The sequence below is a fragment of the Sodaliphilus sp. genome, assembly GCF_045598405.1.
GTDB lineage: Bacteria > Bacteroidota > Bacteroidia > Bacteroidales > Muribaculaceae > Sodaliphilus > Sodaliphilus limicaballi.
The window spans coordinates 38,435-54,905 of record NZ_JAZLLZ010000016.1 but is presented as its reverse complement, the minus strand read 5'-3'; the positions used below and the strand labels follow the sequence as shown (position 1 = coordinate 54,905).

Here is a 16,471-nt window from a genome sequence, read left to right as displayed (position 1 = left end):
GTTAAAGGTTAATGAAGTGTATGTTTTGATACTATAGGTTATTAACTTCCCAAATGCTATAATGGTAACATTTCTATAACCAATAAACAATAACCAATAACCTTTCAAATTGAGCAAGTTAGCAACTTGCGAAAGTTGAATAATTTAGTATAACACTATGGCTAAGATTACCAACAAGGAGTATGCAGTGCCGTTCGTGCTGGTTACGACCTTGTTCTTCATGTGGGGTTTTGCCCGCTCAATACTTGATGTGCTCAACAAGCACTTCCAGCAGATACTGGACATCACCATAGCTCAAAGCACGGGAATACAGGTGACGACTTATCTTGCCTATTTCTTGATGGCTATTCCTGCGGGGTTATTCATCAATCGATTTGGTTACAGGCGTGGGGTCGTCTTCGGGCTCTCCTTGTTTGCATTGGGTGCATTCTCGATGGTCGTTGCTAGCGGAATGTGCCGCTTCGAGGTGTTTCTTGCCGCCCTGTTTGTGATAGGGTGTGGCTTGGCATTCCTCGAGACGAGCGCTAATCCTTATAGCACAGAACTTGGACCGCAGGAAACCTCGTCAAGTCGATTGAACTTGTCGCAGGCATTCAACGGACTGGGTAGCAGTCTGGCACCGGCACTTGTGGGCGGATTCCTCTTTGCCGGAGGGTCGGTTGATTTGCCCTACATGGTGATGGGGGCAGTTGTCGTTGTCGCTGCTATTGTGTTCTCAATGGTGAAACTGCCAGAGATAAAGCACGATGACAGTGATGCCGAGAATGAGCAGTCGGGTCTCGGCAACCTTGCCATGCTGATAAAGAACAAGACTTTCATGCTGGGTCTTGTAGCGTTGCTGTCCTATGAAGTAGCCGAGATTTCCATCAACAGCTATTTTGTGCATTTCACCACGGGCATGGGATGGTTTGACAATGGCACCGCATCCACTGTGCTCACTGTGGCGCTGATGTGTTTCATGGTGGGGCGTTTTGTGTGCTCGGGCATCATGCAACGAGTGCGTGCCGAGCGTGTGCTTCTCGTGTGTGCAGTGGGCACAGTGCTTTGCATGGCCATGGTGCTGCTGTGCGGCAACTCCCGCCTAGGACTATATGCGCTCATTGCCAACTATGCTTTTGAATCGATAATGTTCCCCACTATTTTTGCACAGTCGCTCAAAGGTTTAGGGTCACTCACCAAGACGGCCTCATCGATGCTCATGATGACTCCTGTGGGCGGTTGCGCGTTCCTTGTTGTGGGATTGGTGGCCGATGCTGCTGGGTTCATTGCTCCGTTCTTTATCCCGCTAGCTGCATTTATCATAGTTCTCATTTACACACTTACCATTAACAGAAAAAACAATGCGTGACGACATCTGCTGCATAGGCCACATAACTCATGACCGCATCATCACTCCGCGACTCGTGGCCGAACTCCCCGGAGGCTCAACTTACTATTTCTCCCACGGCATCAGTCACCTGCTTGATGAGTGTTCGGGCTTGACCTACAGGCTCGTGGCATCGCTTGCCCAGGAGGATATGCAAGCCGTGGACGACATTCGTGCCCGTGGTATAGAGGTGGAGGTGGTGCCTAGCAGCCACACCGTGTTCTTTGAGAACATATATGGCGATAATGTGAACGACCGCAAGCAGCGAGTGCTTGCCAAGGCCGACCCGTTCACCGTGGAGTCTCTTGCCAGAGTAGATGCCCGTTACATAGTGCTAGGCTCATTGCTTGCCGACGATTTCCCGCTCGACGTGGTGAAGATGCTTGCCGGTCGCGGCACTCTCGTGGTTGATGCCCAGGGGTACTTGCGTGAGGTGCACGGCGACAAGGTGCATGCATGTGACTGGGCCAACAAAGAGGAATTTTTGAAATACATAGACATTCTCAAGGTTAACGAGCATGAGGTGCGCGTGGTGAGCGGCGAGGAAGACCTGCTGCTGGGTGCGCGTCGCCTAGTGGAGTGGGGTGTAAAGGAAGTGCTGCTCACGCTGGGAAGCCTAGGCAGTTATGTGGTGACTGCCGATGAGACAATCGCCATACCTGCGTTTGCCCCGCGTGAAGTGGTTGATGCCACTGGTTGTGGCGACACCTATGTGATGGGCTATTTGTTTAAGCGCGTGCAAGGGTGCGGCATCAAGGAGGCTGCCACATTTGCCGCAGCGGTGAGCACGGTGAAGATTGAGAAAACCGGGCCGTTCACGGGCACACAGGCTCAAGCCCTGGCACGCATCTAGTAATTATTTATCAACACTCAATCATCGAGGGTTGACGCGTAGTAGTGGTAATCGTTGGAAACCACTGATATAAACGTGTAGGGATCCATACCCATGGGATCTATGCCCAGGTGGTTGATGATCTTGTTGGCTAGTTGTCGCACCAGTTCGTCGCGATTCTTGTTCTCGGTGTAATAGGTGCGTGAGATGAGTTCCACTTGATTGAGTGTGAGGTTTGCCGCCTCGGGGTAGGTGGGTTTGTAGCCTTGGGTCACAAAGTGCGTGTCGGTGAGCAAGTAACTGTAGTTGTTGGTCTTATTGATTTTGAGCACTACAGTTCCAGCCGCAAGGTCTCCCATGCGCTGGTTGTTGGTGGTGAAAAGCACGAAAAGCACGCCTATGCCGCTCACGTCAATGAGTGAGAACAGCCACCTCATGGTATATGCGCCTATCGATGGTGTGGTGCCGTCGAGCATTTTCACTTGTATCTTCATGATTTTCTTGCCTAGGCTCTGACCGCGGTTGAAGGTCTCGCACAGCGGGTGGTAGAAGAGGCCGGGAAGCATGATGAACAATACGATTAAAACCAATACGTAGTCTTCAATCCCTAGTCTTTCAACGAGGTCAAGGATTTGGGTCAATATGAAAATATAGGTTATGACACCATAGACAAAACTAAGGAAGACGTAGTCAATAATATATGCTGCAATACGTTCTCCTATGCTGGCAGGGGTTTGACTGATTGACACATATTGTCCTGTAATTATCTGTGAGGTGGCCATGTAAATCAAATTAATCTTAAAAAACACATATTTTATCGCAAAAGTAATGATTTTTTTAGTATATTTGCACAAAATACAACAAAAAAAACACAAAAGCAATTTATCAGCATGAGAGAAGCAGTATTCATCAAGCAGAATCTGCGCAAGTGGAAAGAATATGAACAGGTGATAGATAGTGCCGAGGACGAATCTCCCGACAGACTTGCCGACATATATACCGACTTGACTGCCGACCTGGCATTTGCCCAGACGCAGTATCCCAAATCGCGTGTGACCGAATACCTCAACGGCTTGGCATTGCTGCTGCACAACAGCATCTATGACGGACGCCGCGAGAAGTGGTCGCGCATCAAGGACTTTTGGCTCTATGAGGTGCCTAGGGCCGTGTATGACTCACGCAAGGCATTGTGGATTTCACTCGTTGTGTTCCTTGTGAGCACAGCAATGGGTGTCATCTCTCAACTTGGCGATAGTGATTTTGCCCGAGTGATTCTGGGTGACTATTATGTAGATATGACAATCCGGAACATACAGTCGGGGCATCCCACCGATGTGTATAACACACAGTCGCAGATGCCCATGTTCTTGAGCATAGCCTATAACAACATCATGGTGAGCTTCAACGGTTTTGTCCTGGGTATATTCACAAGCTTGATGCCCGGGTATTACCTATTTGCTAACGGCATCATGTTTGGCTGTTTCTCATTTTTCTTCTATGAGTATGGCGTGTTTGGCGAGAGCTTGCTCACGGTGATGCAGCATGGCACGCTTGAATTGTCGGCCATCGTCATCGCTTGCGGCGCAGGCATCACGATGGGCAACTCATGGCTTTTCCCTGGCACCTATAGCCGCATGAGGGCATTCCTCATGGGAGCGAAACGAGGCATGAAGATAGTGATAGGCCTTGTGCCTGTGTTTCTTGTGGCGGCATTTATCGAGGGATTTTTCACCCGCGAGACAGGATTGCCCATAGCTATACGCATCGCTGTGGTGGTGATCAGCGCGGCTTATATCATTGGATATTTCATCGTGTGGCCCGCAATTTTGCACCGCAGGAGTACTAAAAAGACCGAGCAACTATGAAGAAGCGTGATAAACAACCCGAGAAGATAATGCTATATTCTCAACGCACGTCGGGCGAGAATGTTAACGCTGCCCTCGACTTTGTTAAGGGCAACTGGCGTTGCTGGCTCAAGTATATCACCGTGTTCACGTTGCCGTTCTGCATAATCCTGGGCATGGCTGTTGATATCTACATTGACCAGATGATTAATGACGGTATCCTGGGCGAACTCGATTTCTTCGGCTCTGTGTCGGCGATGAGCATCTATGTCGTTGCCCTGGCAATAGTGTGTGCTGTGACCATTGCGTTGCTCAAGATACATCAGCAGCGGGAAAATGGACTTGACGGCATAACGATCAAGGAATTATGGCCCGTGTTACGTCAATGCCTCATTCGCATCATTCCCAGCGCGCTCTTTGCCTCCGTCGTGATTGTGCCGCTATACATTTTCTTGAATGTGATTTTGCTCTTTGTCTTGCCCGGAATCGGATTGATAGTGTCTTATTGCATGGTGCTCCCAGTTTTGATGATTCCCATCGTTTATCTTTATGAAAGCAAGACGGAGTTTAGAGAATCAATATCAAGAGGATTCAAGCTGGGATTTTCCCAGATCATCAGATTGGGTCTCGTGGGATTTCTCATCTTGATTGTGTCGCTGATGGCAGGAGGCGCCTTGTCGATACTCTATGCGTTGGTAATGGTGATAAAGGAGGAGTTGTTTAATGGCTATGACTTCATGAGCACTCTGATGGACCTCTTTACCCATGTGATGTGTGTGGCCGACACGCTTGTGATGATGCTTGGCGTTTCAATCAACGTCCTAGCTGTTGCATTCCACTATGGCAGTGTTGCCACTGAGAAAGATGACGCCTCGCTTGAGGTGGAAATTAGTAATTTTGAAAAGTTGTAATAAGTTATGAGTACGCAACTTACCGACACGATAATTGCTAACCAAGAAGTTATCGAGGCAATTCGCAACAACTCTGCCTATGCCTACGAGAAGCAGGTCGTTCCGAATAAGAAGTCATTTATCGATCATATTCTAAACGCTATAGGAGACCTGCTGAATTCGCTCATTCCTGATGTGAGTCCAAAAGATCCCGAAAACAACATGTTGTGGATCGTTATCACGCTGGGAGTAATCTTGGTTGTGATATTGCTCGTGGCTCACTTCAAGTTCAACTTGTTCAAGTTTGCAAGGAAAACAAAAGTTGAGAAGGATTATGAAGTGGAACTCGAGGACATCAACACTATTGAGTTTGACACGTCAATCGCCCGTGCACTTGCGGCAGGCGATTATCGCGCAGCATGCCGCTATATCTACCTCAAGACGCTCAAGGCGTTGAGCGACTCGGGTGCAATCGACTGGAAGATATTCAAGACTCCGTTGCAATACACCCGCGAGGTGCGCGACAGTGAGTTCCGCACGCTCACCAATCATTTCTTGCGCATCAGGTATGGCGACTTTGATGCCACCCGCGCTCTCTTCGACGAGATGAGTGCCCTGCACGACGTGATCGTAGAGAAGTATGCGGCAACCGGAGAGCCTGCTGTTACCCAAGCAAGCGATGAGAAAGGAGGAAACGAGGCATGAAAAATACCTATATTTTCATAACAGCGATTGTGCTGTTGTTCGTGGGTGTGCTGTTGCTTGAGAGCGTATTGCCGATGAACTTTGATTGGGGAGAAAATTATGACCATGCTTCCGATCAACCCTTCGGATGCAAACTCTTTGATCAGGTAATGGAGAAATCATTGCCTAAAGGCTATGTAGTGGACGGCCGCACACAAGCCGAGTGGTCGCGCATCGACACAACACGCCTCACGTTTATTGAGGTGGGTGGTTATGTTGACTGCGAGTATGTTGAGACGCTTCTCGACCGCGGTGACAATGTGCTTATTGCTGCTGGTCTTACTTCGACCTGTATTGATTTGGGATTTGATGCTGTGGATTCTTACACTTATCTTAGTTCGCTTAGGCGAAATGAAGCCATGCCCGTGAAATGGTGTGCCGATGGCGTGACATTCCCGCTTAATGGTGCATTTGTGTCGGGTGGTGGTGTGAGCCATGACACAACGTTCACTATTATAGCAGACTACCCGAGGGATGGGTATGGAATACACATAGGTCTGGAAAAGGATTTTCAAGAAAAGAATAAACCATATAACTATGATGATAGCGTTGCCACTAGTGATGACTACGATGAGTATGTTGTTCCTGATGATTACGATGCTGATGATTACGATGCAGAGTACTTGAGGCAGACGCTTGCTGTGATGAAAGACTATGGCAAGGGCAAGGGACGCCTGGTAGTTGTGGGTTGTCCTTACTTGTTCACTAACTATGCTATGCGCGACACTGCCATGCAGATTCTGTCGATGCGATTCATTTCGCTTGTGGCGCAGTACCCGGTGGTGCGCATCGACTCATCGACTAGAATATATGCGGGAGGCGAAGACGAGGAGTATGCCGAGAAGGTGAAGTATTCTTCATTGCGCTACTTCCTCTCGCATGCGCCGCTGCGATGGGCACTGTATCTCTTGCTGTTTACCATCGTTGCCGGCATGGCATTCACCGTGCGCCGACGCCAGCGTGTCATCCCGGTGATTAAACCGCCTGTCAACTACACAATGGCTCTGGTGCACCACTTCGGCTCGCTTTACTTCAACCGGGGCGACCACCACGACCTGGTGTGCAAGAAATATATGTACTTTGCCGACACTTTGCGCCGCGAAGTGATGGTCGATGTCGATGACCTTGACCACCTTGAAGGGGAGGTGGCTATACTCTCGGCCCACACCGGCATTGAAGCAGTGTTGTTGAGGAAACTCCTCGACGAGGTGCACATGAATGTGTATGGCGAGCACAAGTTAAGCGCACGCCAGATGGTGCGCATCATTGACATGATGAACGATATTCAATCTAAAATTTAACTTGATAATAAAAACAAAAATATAAAAGAAGATATGGAACAAATGGAACAACAGCGTCTTGACTTGAGTCAATTCTCGCAACGCGTAGATGAATTGCGTGATCGCATAGGCAAAATCATTGTAGGACAGGAAGAAGTTGTGGACCTTGTGCTGACGGCTATCATTGCCGACGGACATGTGCTGCTTGAGGGTGTGCCTGGTGTGGCCAAGACTCTCATGGCCCGCGTCATTTCGCGTCTGGTTGACTCCGAATTCAGCCGCATACAGTTTACCCCCGACCTGATGCCTAGCGATGTGCTGGGAACCACGGTGTTCAACATGCAGTCGTCGCAGTTTGATTTCCATCCTGGACCCGTGTTCAGCGACATCGTGCTCGTGGATGAGATTAACCGCGCTCCCGCCAAGACACAGGCTGCCCTCTTTGAGGTGATGGCCGAGCGCCAGGTGAGTATCGACGGCACCACACACCGCATGGGTGACCTATATACAATCATTGCAACCGAGAACCCCGTGGAGCAAGAAGGTACCTACCGCCTGCCCGAGGCACAGCTCGACCGCTTCATGATGAAAATCGTGATGGGTTATCCCACTGCCGACGAGGAAGTTGAAGTGCTTAATCGTCACCAGAACAACTCTAAACTGGTGAAACTTGAAGGCATTGAGCCGGTGATCACACGCGCACAGCTGCTTGAGTTGCGTGCCATGATGGACCGTGTGCTGGTTGACCCGTCGCTGTTGCGTTACATCGTCAACATTGTGCAGCAGACCCGCAACAGCCGCACCGTGCTGCTGGGTGCGTCACCGCGTGCGTCGGTGGCTATGCTCCAGGCTTCCAAGGCTTTCGCGCTTTTGCATGGGCGCGACTTCGTGACCCCCGACGACATCAAGGCTGTCACTCCCTCTATCCTGCAGCACCGCATCATGCTCTCGGCCGATGCCGAGATGCAAGGCTACACCGTGGCAAAGGTTGCACAGACCCTCATCGACAAGATTGAAGTACCCAAGTAATCAATACTCTTAACAGTAAACGATGTTTATTCGTGCACGATTTTATTATATAGTCGTTGTCATCATCCTCACGCTTGGTGCAGGTCACTGGTGGTCGCCGCTCTTTGTGGTGGGCAAGGTGATGCTTGCGTTGCTTGCGCTTGTGTTTGTTGCCGACTGCGTGCTGCTGTGGCATCGTCGTGGCATCACTGCTTCGCGTGAGTGCTCCGAGCGTTTCTCCAATGGCGATGAGAACGACGTGCTGCTACACATCGATAGCACCTATGCCATGGGCGTGAAGCTGGACGTGATAGACGAGATTCCTCCGGTGTTCCAGCGTCGCGACATCCAGTTCGCCATGTCGCTGGCAGCTGGGCAGAGCGGCAGCATCACTTACAAGCTGCGTCCCACAGAGCGTGGCGTGTACTCGTTTGGTAAGATAAGGGTGTTTGCAAGGTCGTTCCTGGGGATGGTGATGCGCCGTTACACGTGCGGGGAACCTCTGGACGTGAAAGTTTATCCCAGTTACTTGATGCTCAACCGCTACGAGCTGCTTGCCATGCGCAACAACCTCACCGAGCTGGGCATTAAGCGCATACGCCGCGCAGGCAATAACACCGAGTTTGAACAAATCAAAGACTATGTGCAGGGCGACGATTATCGCACTATCAACTGGAAGGCAAGCGCGCGCCGCCACCAGCTCATGGTCAACGTCTATACCGACGAGCGCTCGCAGCAGATTTATAACGTGATCGACAAAGGCCGCGTCATGCAGCAGGCTTTCGACGGGATGACGCTGCTTGACTACAGCATCAATGCTTCGCTCATGCTTTCATACGTGGCCATTCGCAAGGAAGACAAAGCTGGACTTGTGACTTTCGATGACGAGCTGGATTCTTATATCCCAGCCGACAAGCGTCCTGGCTACATGCAGAACATTCTCGAAGGACTGTATGCACAGGAGACGACATTCGGCGAGAGTGACTACTCATCGCTCTGTGTCAACGTTAACCGCTTGATAAGCAAGCGCAGTCTGCTCGTGCTCTATACCAATTTCTCTGGGGTGGCATCGCTCAACCGCCAGTTGCCTTATCTGCGCCAGCTCAACAAGCGCAACCGTCTGCTTGTGGTGTTCTTTGCCGATGCCGAGCTTGTGGATTATCTCAAGAAACATCCGGCCGACACCGAGGAATACTACCACCACGTCATTGCCGAGAAGATGGCCTACGAGAAGCGTCTCATCGTGAACACGTTGAGGCAGCAAGGCATCTACGCACTGCTCACCACTCCCCAAAATCTCTCTATCGACGTCCTCAACCGTTATCTCGAAATGAAGAGCCGCAACCTCTTCTAGTTTGCACAGCATGGAATCAATTAAATACATATATAAAATAGGTTATGGTCCGTCAAGCAGCCACACGATGGGACCCAAGGCTGCTGCCGAGCGTTTCAAGGCATTGCACCCGGGAGCAGCGTCTTTCACTGTGTATCTCTATGGTTCGCTGGCTGCGACGGGCAAAGGACACATGACCGACAAGGCTATCGTTGACGTGCTTAGCACTGTGGGAAAAACCTCTATCAAATGGGAACCCGCAACCGTGTTGCCTTTTCACACTAACGGAATGAAGTTCACCGCACTCGATGCCCAGGGCACCGTGATGGGCGAGAAAACCTATTACTCGATAGGTGGCGGCGACATCGTGGAGGAAGGGCAAGAAAGGGTAGAGCACCCCGATATTTACAAACTCCACACTATCAAGGACATCAAAGCATGGTGCCAGCGCACTGGACGCACCTATTGGGAATATGTGGATCAGCATGAAGGCAGCGAGATATGGGACTACCTGCATGAAGTGTGGCAGGTGATGAAGGAAAGCATTCAGCGCGGACTCGAAGCCGAGGGCGTGCTGCCAGGCGGACTGGGTGTGCGACGCAAAGCGGTGAGCTACTACGTCAAGTCGTCGGGCTACACCGGCAGCCTCAAGAGCCGTGGCACAGTGTTTTCCTATGCGCTTGCAGTGATTGAGGAAAACGCATCGGGCGGCAAGATTGTCACAGCACCCACATGTGGCTCGTGCGGCGTGCTACCTGCTGTGCTCTATCACTTGCACAAGACCAAAGATTTCTCCGAGCAACGCATTTTGCGTGCTCTGGCCACAGCCGGCATCTTTGGCAACGTGGTCAAGGCCAACGCATCGGTCTCGGGTGCCGAAGTGGGGTGCCAAGGCGAGGTGGGAGTGGCTTGCGCTATGGCTGCCGCTGCTGCCAACCAACTCTTTGGCGGCACTCCGTCGCAAATCGAGTATTCGGCCGAGATGGGGCTTGAACACCACCTCGGGCTCACATGCGACCCTGTGTGCGGACTCGTGCAGATCCCATGCATAGAGCGTAACGCCTATGCCGCTGCCAGAGCACTCGACGCCAACCTGTATTCAACCTTCAGCGACGGCCAGCACTCGGTGAGTTTCGACCGCATTGTCGAGGTCATGAAACAGACCGGCCACGACCTGCCGTCGCTCTACAAGGAAACCTCCCAAGGCGGCCTAGCAGTAATAAAAAAATAAAATCCCAGAGGAACAAGTGTAAGTAGAAGGATAAGTAGAAGACTGTCGCACGAGCCCCTCCAGTCAGTTCTCGCTTTGGCAAGCAAGCCCCCGTGCCAGCAGCGTCAGCTGCTGGTCCCGCTGCTGGTTCCCGCTGCTGGTTCCCGCTGCTGGTCCCGCTATCGGTTCAGTTCAGTTCTCGCTTCGGCAAGCAAGCCCCCGTGCCAGCAGCGTTAGCTGCTGGTCTCGTTGCTGGTTCCGTTGCTGGTCCCCGTTGCTGGTCCCGTTGCTGGTCCCCGCTATCGGTTCAGTTCTCGCGGTTTCTCCCGCGAGCCTTGTGCCATTGAAATTATCCCTTCGAGGTGAGTTCCAGACCCACGATGCCCACGAGGATGAGCAGGGCGAAAAACATTCTGAGCAGCGATGCCGAGTCGTTGAAAAACGCGATGCCCAGCACGAATGTGCCCACGGCACCTATACCCGTCCACACGATGTAAGCCGTGCTCACAGGTATAGTACGCTGCGCCAGGTACAGGAACACACCGCTCAACGCCATACTGACGACGGCGAGCGAGATGTAGGTCCAGAACCGCTCGGGGTGGAGCCCCGAGAGTTTGAACCCCAGCGGCCAGCCCACCTCAAAGACTGCTGCTATTATAAGATATAACCACGCCGACATTATTTTGCTTCGAGATGTTTGAGAATCTGCTCGGCGTGTATTTTGGTCTTGATTTCCTTGGGCGTGAAGATTTTCTCTATAACGCCTTCCTCGTTGACCAGATAGGTGGTGCGCAGGGTGCCCACTGTGCGTCGGCCGCATGCCACCTTCTCGCCCCATGCGCCCAACTGCTGGAGCAAAGTGGTCTCTACATCGGCGATAAGTGGGAATTCAAGCCCTTGTGCGTCGGCAAACTTCTTCTGCAACGCCTGGCGGTCTTTGCTCACGCCTATGATTTCATATCCTGCGGCAGCCAGTTGCTCCTTGTGGGCCTGCAGTGAGCACGCTTCGGCGGTGCAGCCGCTAGTGTTAGCCTTGGGATAAGTGTAAAGCACAATCTTGCGACCACGGTAATCGCTGCTTTTAATCTCACGTCCCTCCTGGTCAATGCCCAGAACTTCAGGAATTTTGTCTCCTACTTGCATTATTCTGTATTGTTATTGTACGTATATGTGTTTCAATAATTAAAATAACGGGAAAGAACCCAAAAAGTCTTTCCCGTTAGATCCTTACTGATTATAGCAATCAGAACTTATAGTTCGCGCCTATGCCGAATACACCCTGGTCAATGTCCTTCATGATTGAGTGACGATACTCAAGAGTCAATCCCACGTGCTCAGTGAGCTTATACTCAGCACCTGCACCAAGGTTCAAGCCAAATGCGTTGTCGTTGAACTTATCCTTGTCGCCTTCAATTCCGTGGTCCTTTAAGAATTTGTCGGCGTCAAACGTCGATCTAGCGTAGCTCAGACCCACGATAGGATAGATGTAGAGCCTCTGCTGGTACAGGTTCACGAGATACTCAGCGTTGAGGTTCATGTCCCACATGTTCACATAGTCCTTCTGGAAGAAGTAGTTCATGCCAAATTCACCACGCACATGGTCGATGGGAGTGTATTGAATACGTGCTCCGACACCGAAATTCTTAATTCCGCTGCCGTAAATGAAATTGGCGCCCACAGCGAAGTCACCCTTATCGACTTGCGCGCTGGCTGCACCCATGCCGAGGATTGCAGCACAAAGGATTGCGATAATTTTCTTCATAATCTTAATGTATTTTAATGTTATCAGTGATGCAAAGTTACAATAAAATTATTGGTTAGTCAAAAAAAAGAACAAAAAATGGCCGAAAAAGTGCAGTAAACTTGTGTGATTGAAAAGTTTTTACTAATTTTGCATTCGATTTCAAGGCAGGCAACAACGCTTTTTCCCGTTAGTCCTGTTCTGTGACCCCTGATCGTTGAAACTTCGATGTTCCTTGTGATGATGCTAAAACCAAGGGCATAAAGCGTAGGACGATATTAAATAGGTTAATCTCACAACCTCTACTCGCAGCGGCTTCTCCCCGGTGCGAATGACTGTGAACGTTAACCCCTGGAATATTGTGCTACAGTGGAGTGCCGAGTAGCTGTCTTGAAATTGAGTTAAATCAAGATTTTAAAACAACATTTGAAGATAACAACGTATGTCTAAAGTTTGTCAAATCACAGGCAAGAAGGCGATTACAGGTAACAACGTATCGCACTCAAAGAGAAGAACCAAACGTAAATTCAACGTTAACGTGTTCAACCGCAAATTCTTCTGGCCCGAGACTGGTCAATGGATCCGCCTCACCGTTTCGGCTGCAGGTTTGCGCAACATCAACCGCATGGGTTTAGATGCAGCTCTCAAGAAAGCAGCTGCTGAGGGTCACTTAACTGAAATTAGAACATTAGAAAAGTAAAAAACTATGGCAAAGAAAGCTAAAGGCGATAGAATTCAAGTCATCCTCGAATGCACTGAACAAAAGGCTAGCGGTGTTCCCGGAATGTCTCGTTACATCACTACAAAGAACCGCAAGAACACAACTGAGCGCTTAGAGCTCAAGAAGTACAATCCGTACCTCAAGAAAGTAACTGTACACAAAGAAATCAAATAATATACTGAATTATGGCAAAGAAAGTAGTTGCAACCCTTCAGACCGGTGAAGGTCGTAATTTCAGCAAGGTTATCAAGATGGTCCGCTCGGCCAAGACTGGTGCCTATGTTTTCGAGGAGAGAATGGTACCCAACGACAAGGTACAAGACGCTCTCAAGTAATTGAACAATCATTCAACCCAATACCAGCCCTGACGCAACCCCGCGCCAGGGCTCTTTTTAGTATATACCCAAACACACCGCGTTGATAAGAAATTATGGATCAGCAGATTTTTCCGGTTGGTGAAGTATAGTGGATCAGCGGTTAATTGACGACGGAGTCGTCACATTGCATCGTAACCGATGGCCGTAGACCGTCGGAGCAAAGGAACAGATAGCAACCGACCTCGAAGGGGTCGCACTTTCCGAAATTATTGTTGTCTGGTAAAAAAAGAAAATATTATATTATGTTATTATTGCTACGCATAGAAAATAGCGGATCAGCTTGCTCCGCAAGCAAAATGGAATTACTTCATAGATAAGTAATATTAATTTGTGGACGGAGTCCACCTATTAAGGGAGCCCTTTTTTTTGCCAATGGACTATATCATATCTGACGGTGTTTGATGATGTTGTAGTAAATGTCGTAACTTTTACTGGACACTAACTAATAAAAAAATTAGCGACTTTTCTGGTGAATAATTGACGACGGAGTCGTCACATTGCATCGTAACCGATGGCCGCAGGCCGTCGGAGCAAAGGAACAGATAGCAACCGACCTCGAAGGGGTCGCACATACTTGCGAAACTTATCACATACCATAAAGGCAAGGTCTGTGTGTGTCACTTATATCCCAACCATATCGTCCTGCACTCGCAGGCCTTCCTTGATTGGTGAGGCAAGAAATGGAAGGGTAGAGTAGGTGAAACATCCCTCTTGGGATGTGATATGGTAGGCAGCCATGCTGGCATGTCATGGGTACGCCTGCATAGCTGTAAAAAATATATCCGTTTTTCTTTGCTATGTCCGATTATTTGTGTAATTTAGCGCAGTAATTAACTAACAAAGGAAAATTGATAGTTATCTGTAATTTTATAAAACAGATGCCTATACCTTTAATTTGATGCTTATGATAAAAGACACTATTATTTCCCATATTAGAGTTGTAGAGAATGATGAGACACGTTGGGCAATACAGACCAATGCTGAACATCTTGAAGGAGTAGCATCACTGGCTGAACTTTATGCCAATGAGTTTGGCATGGGTTCGCTGGGACGAATTATGGGGTTACTACACGACAAAGGCAAAGAAAAGTATGAATTTCAGCAGTATATCCGTGACGTAAACGGTATTCCTGGGTGTAAAAAATATACGCAAGTAGGAAAACGCCACGCCTATGTGGGCGCATTGATTCTTAAGAAATTATACCCAATTCTTGATTCGTTGTGTGTTAATCCTATTATGGGGCATCATGCGGGTTTGTACGATAAAGATGTATTGCAAGAAAATGAGAAACAATTGATACCTGCTGATGTTACTCCTGTCCAAGCAGATGTTAAGGTAGAAATGCCATCATGGTTTAATCCTAACATTTTACGCATTAAAGATGTACATCACATAGTGCGTATGCTGTTCTCTTGCCTTGTTGATGCTGACTTCATCGACACTGAACGTTTTATGAATCCTGCTGCAAGCGAAGCGCGTGGTAATAAAAAAACGTTGACACAGCTCAAATCCTCTTTGGAGCAATTCTTGACCAAACTATCATGTGCGAAAGAAACTCCCGTAAACAAGCTGCGTCAGTCTATTCAAGAGCGTTGCAAGCTGATGGCCGAAGGAGAGAAAGAATTTTACAGTCTAACAGTACCCACTGGAGGAGGAAAAACAATCTCATCGCTAGTGTGGGCTATTAACCATGCGTTGCACAACGGTCAAAAACGCATCATCATTGCTATACCTTATACCAGCATTATCGTTCAAACTGCTGCGGTATTGAAACATATATTTGGCGAAGAAAATGTGCTGGAGCACCACAGCAACACCGACCCCGAGAAGATAAAAGACGACAGCCTGCGCCATAAAATGCGTCTTGCGATGGAGAATTGGGATTATCCCATAATTGTGACTACCAATGTGCAGTTGTTTGAGTCGATGTTTTCAAGTAAACCTTCGTCATGCCGCCGCTTGCACAACATTTGCAACAGTGTTATTATCCTTGACGAGGTGCAGACGTTGCCCACCGATTTCTTGCAACCCATAGTGGACTCGTTGCAAACGTATCACAAAATCTTCGGAGTATCGGTTTTGCTGACGACTGCAAGTCAACCCATATTGAGCGGTGTGATTAAGGGGTGTAACCCTCGTGCACAGTTCACGGCCATTGATGGCATCCGGGAGATTATCCCTGATGAGTTTTGTCTTCATGACAAATTGCGTCGTGTGGATTTGTGTATAGACAATACTAGCAGGACTTATGATGACATTGCAGCCCAACTCACACAACATGACCGAGTGTTGTGCATTGTGAACACTCGCCGTGATGCCAAGGAGATTTATACCCGCTTGCCCCAAGAGGGGATTACTTTGCACATTTCGCGCATGATGTGTCCCCAGCATGTGAGGGCAACTATTGAGCATGTCAAGCAAGCACTTTCTGATGATTCAAATACAATCGTACGCGTGATTGCCACACAACTCATCGAGGCGGGTGTCGACATCGATTTCCCTGTCGTATATCGTCAGGAGAGTGGCCTTGACTCGGTACTCCAGGCGGCAGGACGATGCAATCGCGAGGGACGTATGGATAGAGGAGTTACACATGTGTTTAGCCTCACTGCCGAGCGAGCCTTGCCACGCGGCAGCATGAGCGACGCTAATAATGCACGCCTCGCTATGGGCAACGACCACGACTGGTTCTCGCCGCAAGCAATGACAGAGTATTTCAGACAACTGTATTGCCGCAAAGAATCATTTGACAAAAAGGATATAGCACATTACCTATACAGTCCAAATGCAATGTACATAGCAACTGCGGCTAAGGAGTTTCGCTTGATTGAGGATAACGGATTTACTCTAATCGTCAATTATGGTGATAGTCCGCAACTTGTAGCTCAATTAAAGACTGAAGGTCCCTCTTATCAACTGATGAAGAAACTTTCAATGCTTTCGGTAACGGTTCATGAACGAGACATGAAGAAGATGACCGAAGCTGGTCTTGTGGAAGAAGTGATTGAGGGTGTGTATTTTGTACCCGATAGGGCACAGTATGACGACCATGTAGGTTTGTGCACCGACAGTCACTGGATGGAAGAAATATTAATAGTGTAAACAACAATAAAACTATACATTT

18 protein-coding genes are annotated in these 16,471 nt (G+C 49.0%); 14 read left to right on the top strand and 4 right to left on the bottom strand.

The window, feature by feature from the left end; all coding sequences use genetic code 11:
• The first annotated feature begins 157 nt into the window (after positions 1-157).
• The gene (locus tag ACKI3C_RS01870; protein ID WP_407401469.1) at positions 158-1,348 is read left to right on the top strand and encodes an MFS transporter; all 1,191 of its coding nucleotides are present in this window, start codon (positions 158-160) and stop codon (positions 1,346-1,348) included.
• Positions 1,341-2,219, top strand: coding sequence for a PfkB family carbohydrate kinase (locus tag ACKI3C_RS01865; protein WP_407401467.1), 879 nt, complete (start codon positions 1,341-1,343; stop codon positions 2,217-2,219). Before ACKI3C_RS01870 ends, ACKI3C_RS01865 begins: the two co-directional genes overlap by 8 nt.
• 17 nt (positions 2,220-2,236) lie before the next feature.
• On the opposite strand, the gene ACKI3C_RS01860 is transcribed toward ACKI3C_RS01865, so the two are convergent.
• Positions 2,237-2,947, bottom strand: coding sequence for an RDD family protein (locus ACKI3C_RS01860; protein ID WP_407401465.1), 711 nt, complete (start codon positions 2,945-2,947; stop codon positions 2,237-2,239).
• Positions 2,948-3,088: 141 nt separating this feature from the next.
• On the opposite strand from ACKI3C_RS01860, the gene ACKI3C_RS01855 reads away from it, so the two are divergent.
• From ACKI3C_RS01855 to ACKI3C_RS01820, 8 genes are all read left to right on the top strand, one after another.
• The gene (locus ACKI3C_RS01855; RefSeq protein WP_407401463.1) at positions 3,089-4,063 is read left to right on the top strand and encodes a stage II sporulation protein M; all 975 of its coding nucleotides are present in this window, start codon (positions 3,089-3,091) and stop codon (positions 4,061-4,063) included.
• Entirely contained in the window at positions 4,060-4,953 is an 894-nt protein-coding gene (locus tag ACKI3C_RS01850) for a hypothetical protein (RefSeq protein WP_407401461.1), read from the top strand. The genes ACKI3C_RS01855 and ACKI3C_RS01850 overlap by 4 nt, the downstream gene beginning before the upstream one ends.
• Before the next feature lie 6 nt (positions 4,954-4,959).
• The gene (locus ACKI3C_RS01845; protein ID WP_407401459.1) at positions 4,960-5,637 is read left to right on the top strand and encodes a DUF4129 domain-containing protein; all 678 of its coding nucleotides are present in this window, start codon (positions 4,960-4,962) and stop codon (positions 5,635-5,637) included.
• Positions 5,634-6,977 carry a hypothetical protein gene (locus tag ACKI3C_RS01840; RefSeq protein ID WP_407401458.1) on the top strand — a complete coding sequence of 448 codons (1,344 nt, stop codon included), beginning with the start codon at positions 5,634-5,636 and terminating at the stop codon, positions 6,975-6,977. The genes ACKI3C_RS01845 and ACKI3C_RS01840 overlap by 4 nt, the downstream gene beginning before the upstream one ends.
• Before the next feature lie 33 nt (positions 6,978-7,010).
• Positions 7,011-7,985 carry an AAA family ATPase gene (locus ACKI3C_RS01835; RefSeq protein WP_407401456.1) on the top strand — a complete coding sequence of 325 codons (975 nt, stop codon included), beginning with the start codon at positions 7,011-7,013 and terminating at the stop codon, positions 7,983-7,985.
• 22 nt (positions 7,986-8,007) lie between these two features.
• Entirely contained in the window at positions 8,008-9,318 is a 1,311-nt protein-coding gene (locus ACKI3C_RS01830; RefSeq protein ID WP_407401454.1) for a DUF58 domain-containing protein, read from the top strand.
• A gap of 10 nt (positions 9,319-9,328) precedes the next feature.
• The gene (locus ACKI3C_RS01825; protein ID WP_407401452.1) at positions 9,329-10,528 is read left to right on the top strand and encodes an L-serine ammonia-lyase; all 1,200 of its coding nucleotides are present in this window, start codon (positions 9,329-9,331) and stop codon (positions 10,526-10,528) included.
• A gap of 92 nt (positions 10,529-10,620) precedes the next feature.
• The gene (locus tag ACKI3C_RS01820) at positions 10,621-10,854 is read left to right on the top strand and encodes a hypothetical protein (protein WP_407401450.1); all 234 of its coding nucleotides are present in this window, start codon (positions 10,621-10,623) and stop codon (positions 10,852-10,854) included.
• Between the two features lie 2 nt (positions 10,855-10,856).
• Here ACKI3C_RS01820 and ACKI3C_RS01815 read toward each other — a convergent pair whose 3' ends face one another.
• From ACKI3C_RS01815 to ACKI3C_RS01805, 3 genes are all read right to left on the bottom strand, one after another.
• Positions 10,857-11,186, bottom strand: a complete 330-nt coding sequence (locus ACKI3C_RS01815; RefSeq protein WP_407401448.1) for a DMT family transporter — start codon at positions 11,184-11,186, stop codon at positions 10,857-10,859.
• Entirely contained in the window at positions 11,186-11,650 is a 465-nt protein-coding gene (locus tag ACKI3C_RS01810; RefSeq protein WP_407401446.1) for a peroxiredoxin, read from the bottom strand. The genes ACKI3C_RS01815 and ACKI3C_RS01810 overlap by 1 nt, the downstream gene beginning before the upstream one ends.
• A gap of 100 nt (positions 11,651-11,750) precedes the next feature.
• The gene (locus ACKI3C_RS01805; RefSeq protein WP_407401444.1) at positions 11,751-12,269 is read right to left on the bottom strand and encodes a porin family protein; all 519 of its coding nucleotides are present in this window, start codon (positions 12,267-12,269) and stop codon (positions 11,751-11,753) included.
• 421 nt (positions 12,270-12,690) lie between these two features.
• Between ACKI3C_RS01805 and rpmB the strand changes: the two genes are divergently transcribed.
• From rpmB to cas3, 4 genes are all read left to right on the top strand, one after another.
• Positions 12,691-12,948: a 50S ribosomal protein L28 gene (gene rpmB, locus ACKI3C_RS01800; protein WP_407401442.1), complete on the top strand. Its 258-nt coding sequence runs from the start codon at positions 12,691-12,693 to the stop codon at positions 12,946-12,948.
• 6 nt (positions 12,949-12,954) lie between these two features.
• A complete protein-coding gene (gene rpmG / locus ACKI3C_RS01795; protein WP_407401440.1) occupies positions 12,955-13,143 on the top strand; it encodes a 50S ribosomal protein L33 in 189 nt (62 codons plus the stop codon).
• Positions 13,144-13,154: 11 nt separating this feature from the next.
• Positions 13,155-13,304: a DUF4295 domain-containing protein gene (locus ACKI3C_RS01790; RefSeq protein WP_407401438.1), complete on the top strand. Its 150-nt coding sequence runs from the start codon at positions 13,155-13,157 to the stop codon at positions 13,302-13,304.
• 946 nt (positions 13,305-14,250) lie between these two features.
• The gene (cas3, locus tag ACKI3C_RS01785) at positions 14,251-16,449 is read left to right on the top strand and encodes a CRISPR-associated helicase Cas3' (RefSeq protein WP_407401436.1); all 2,199 of its coding nucleotides are present in this window, start codon (positions 14,251-14,253) and stop codon (positions 16,447-16,449) included.
• Positions 16,450-16,471 lie beyond the last annotated feature (22 nt).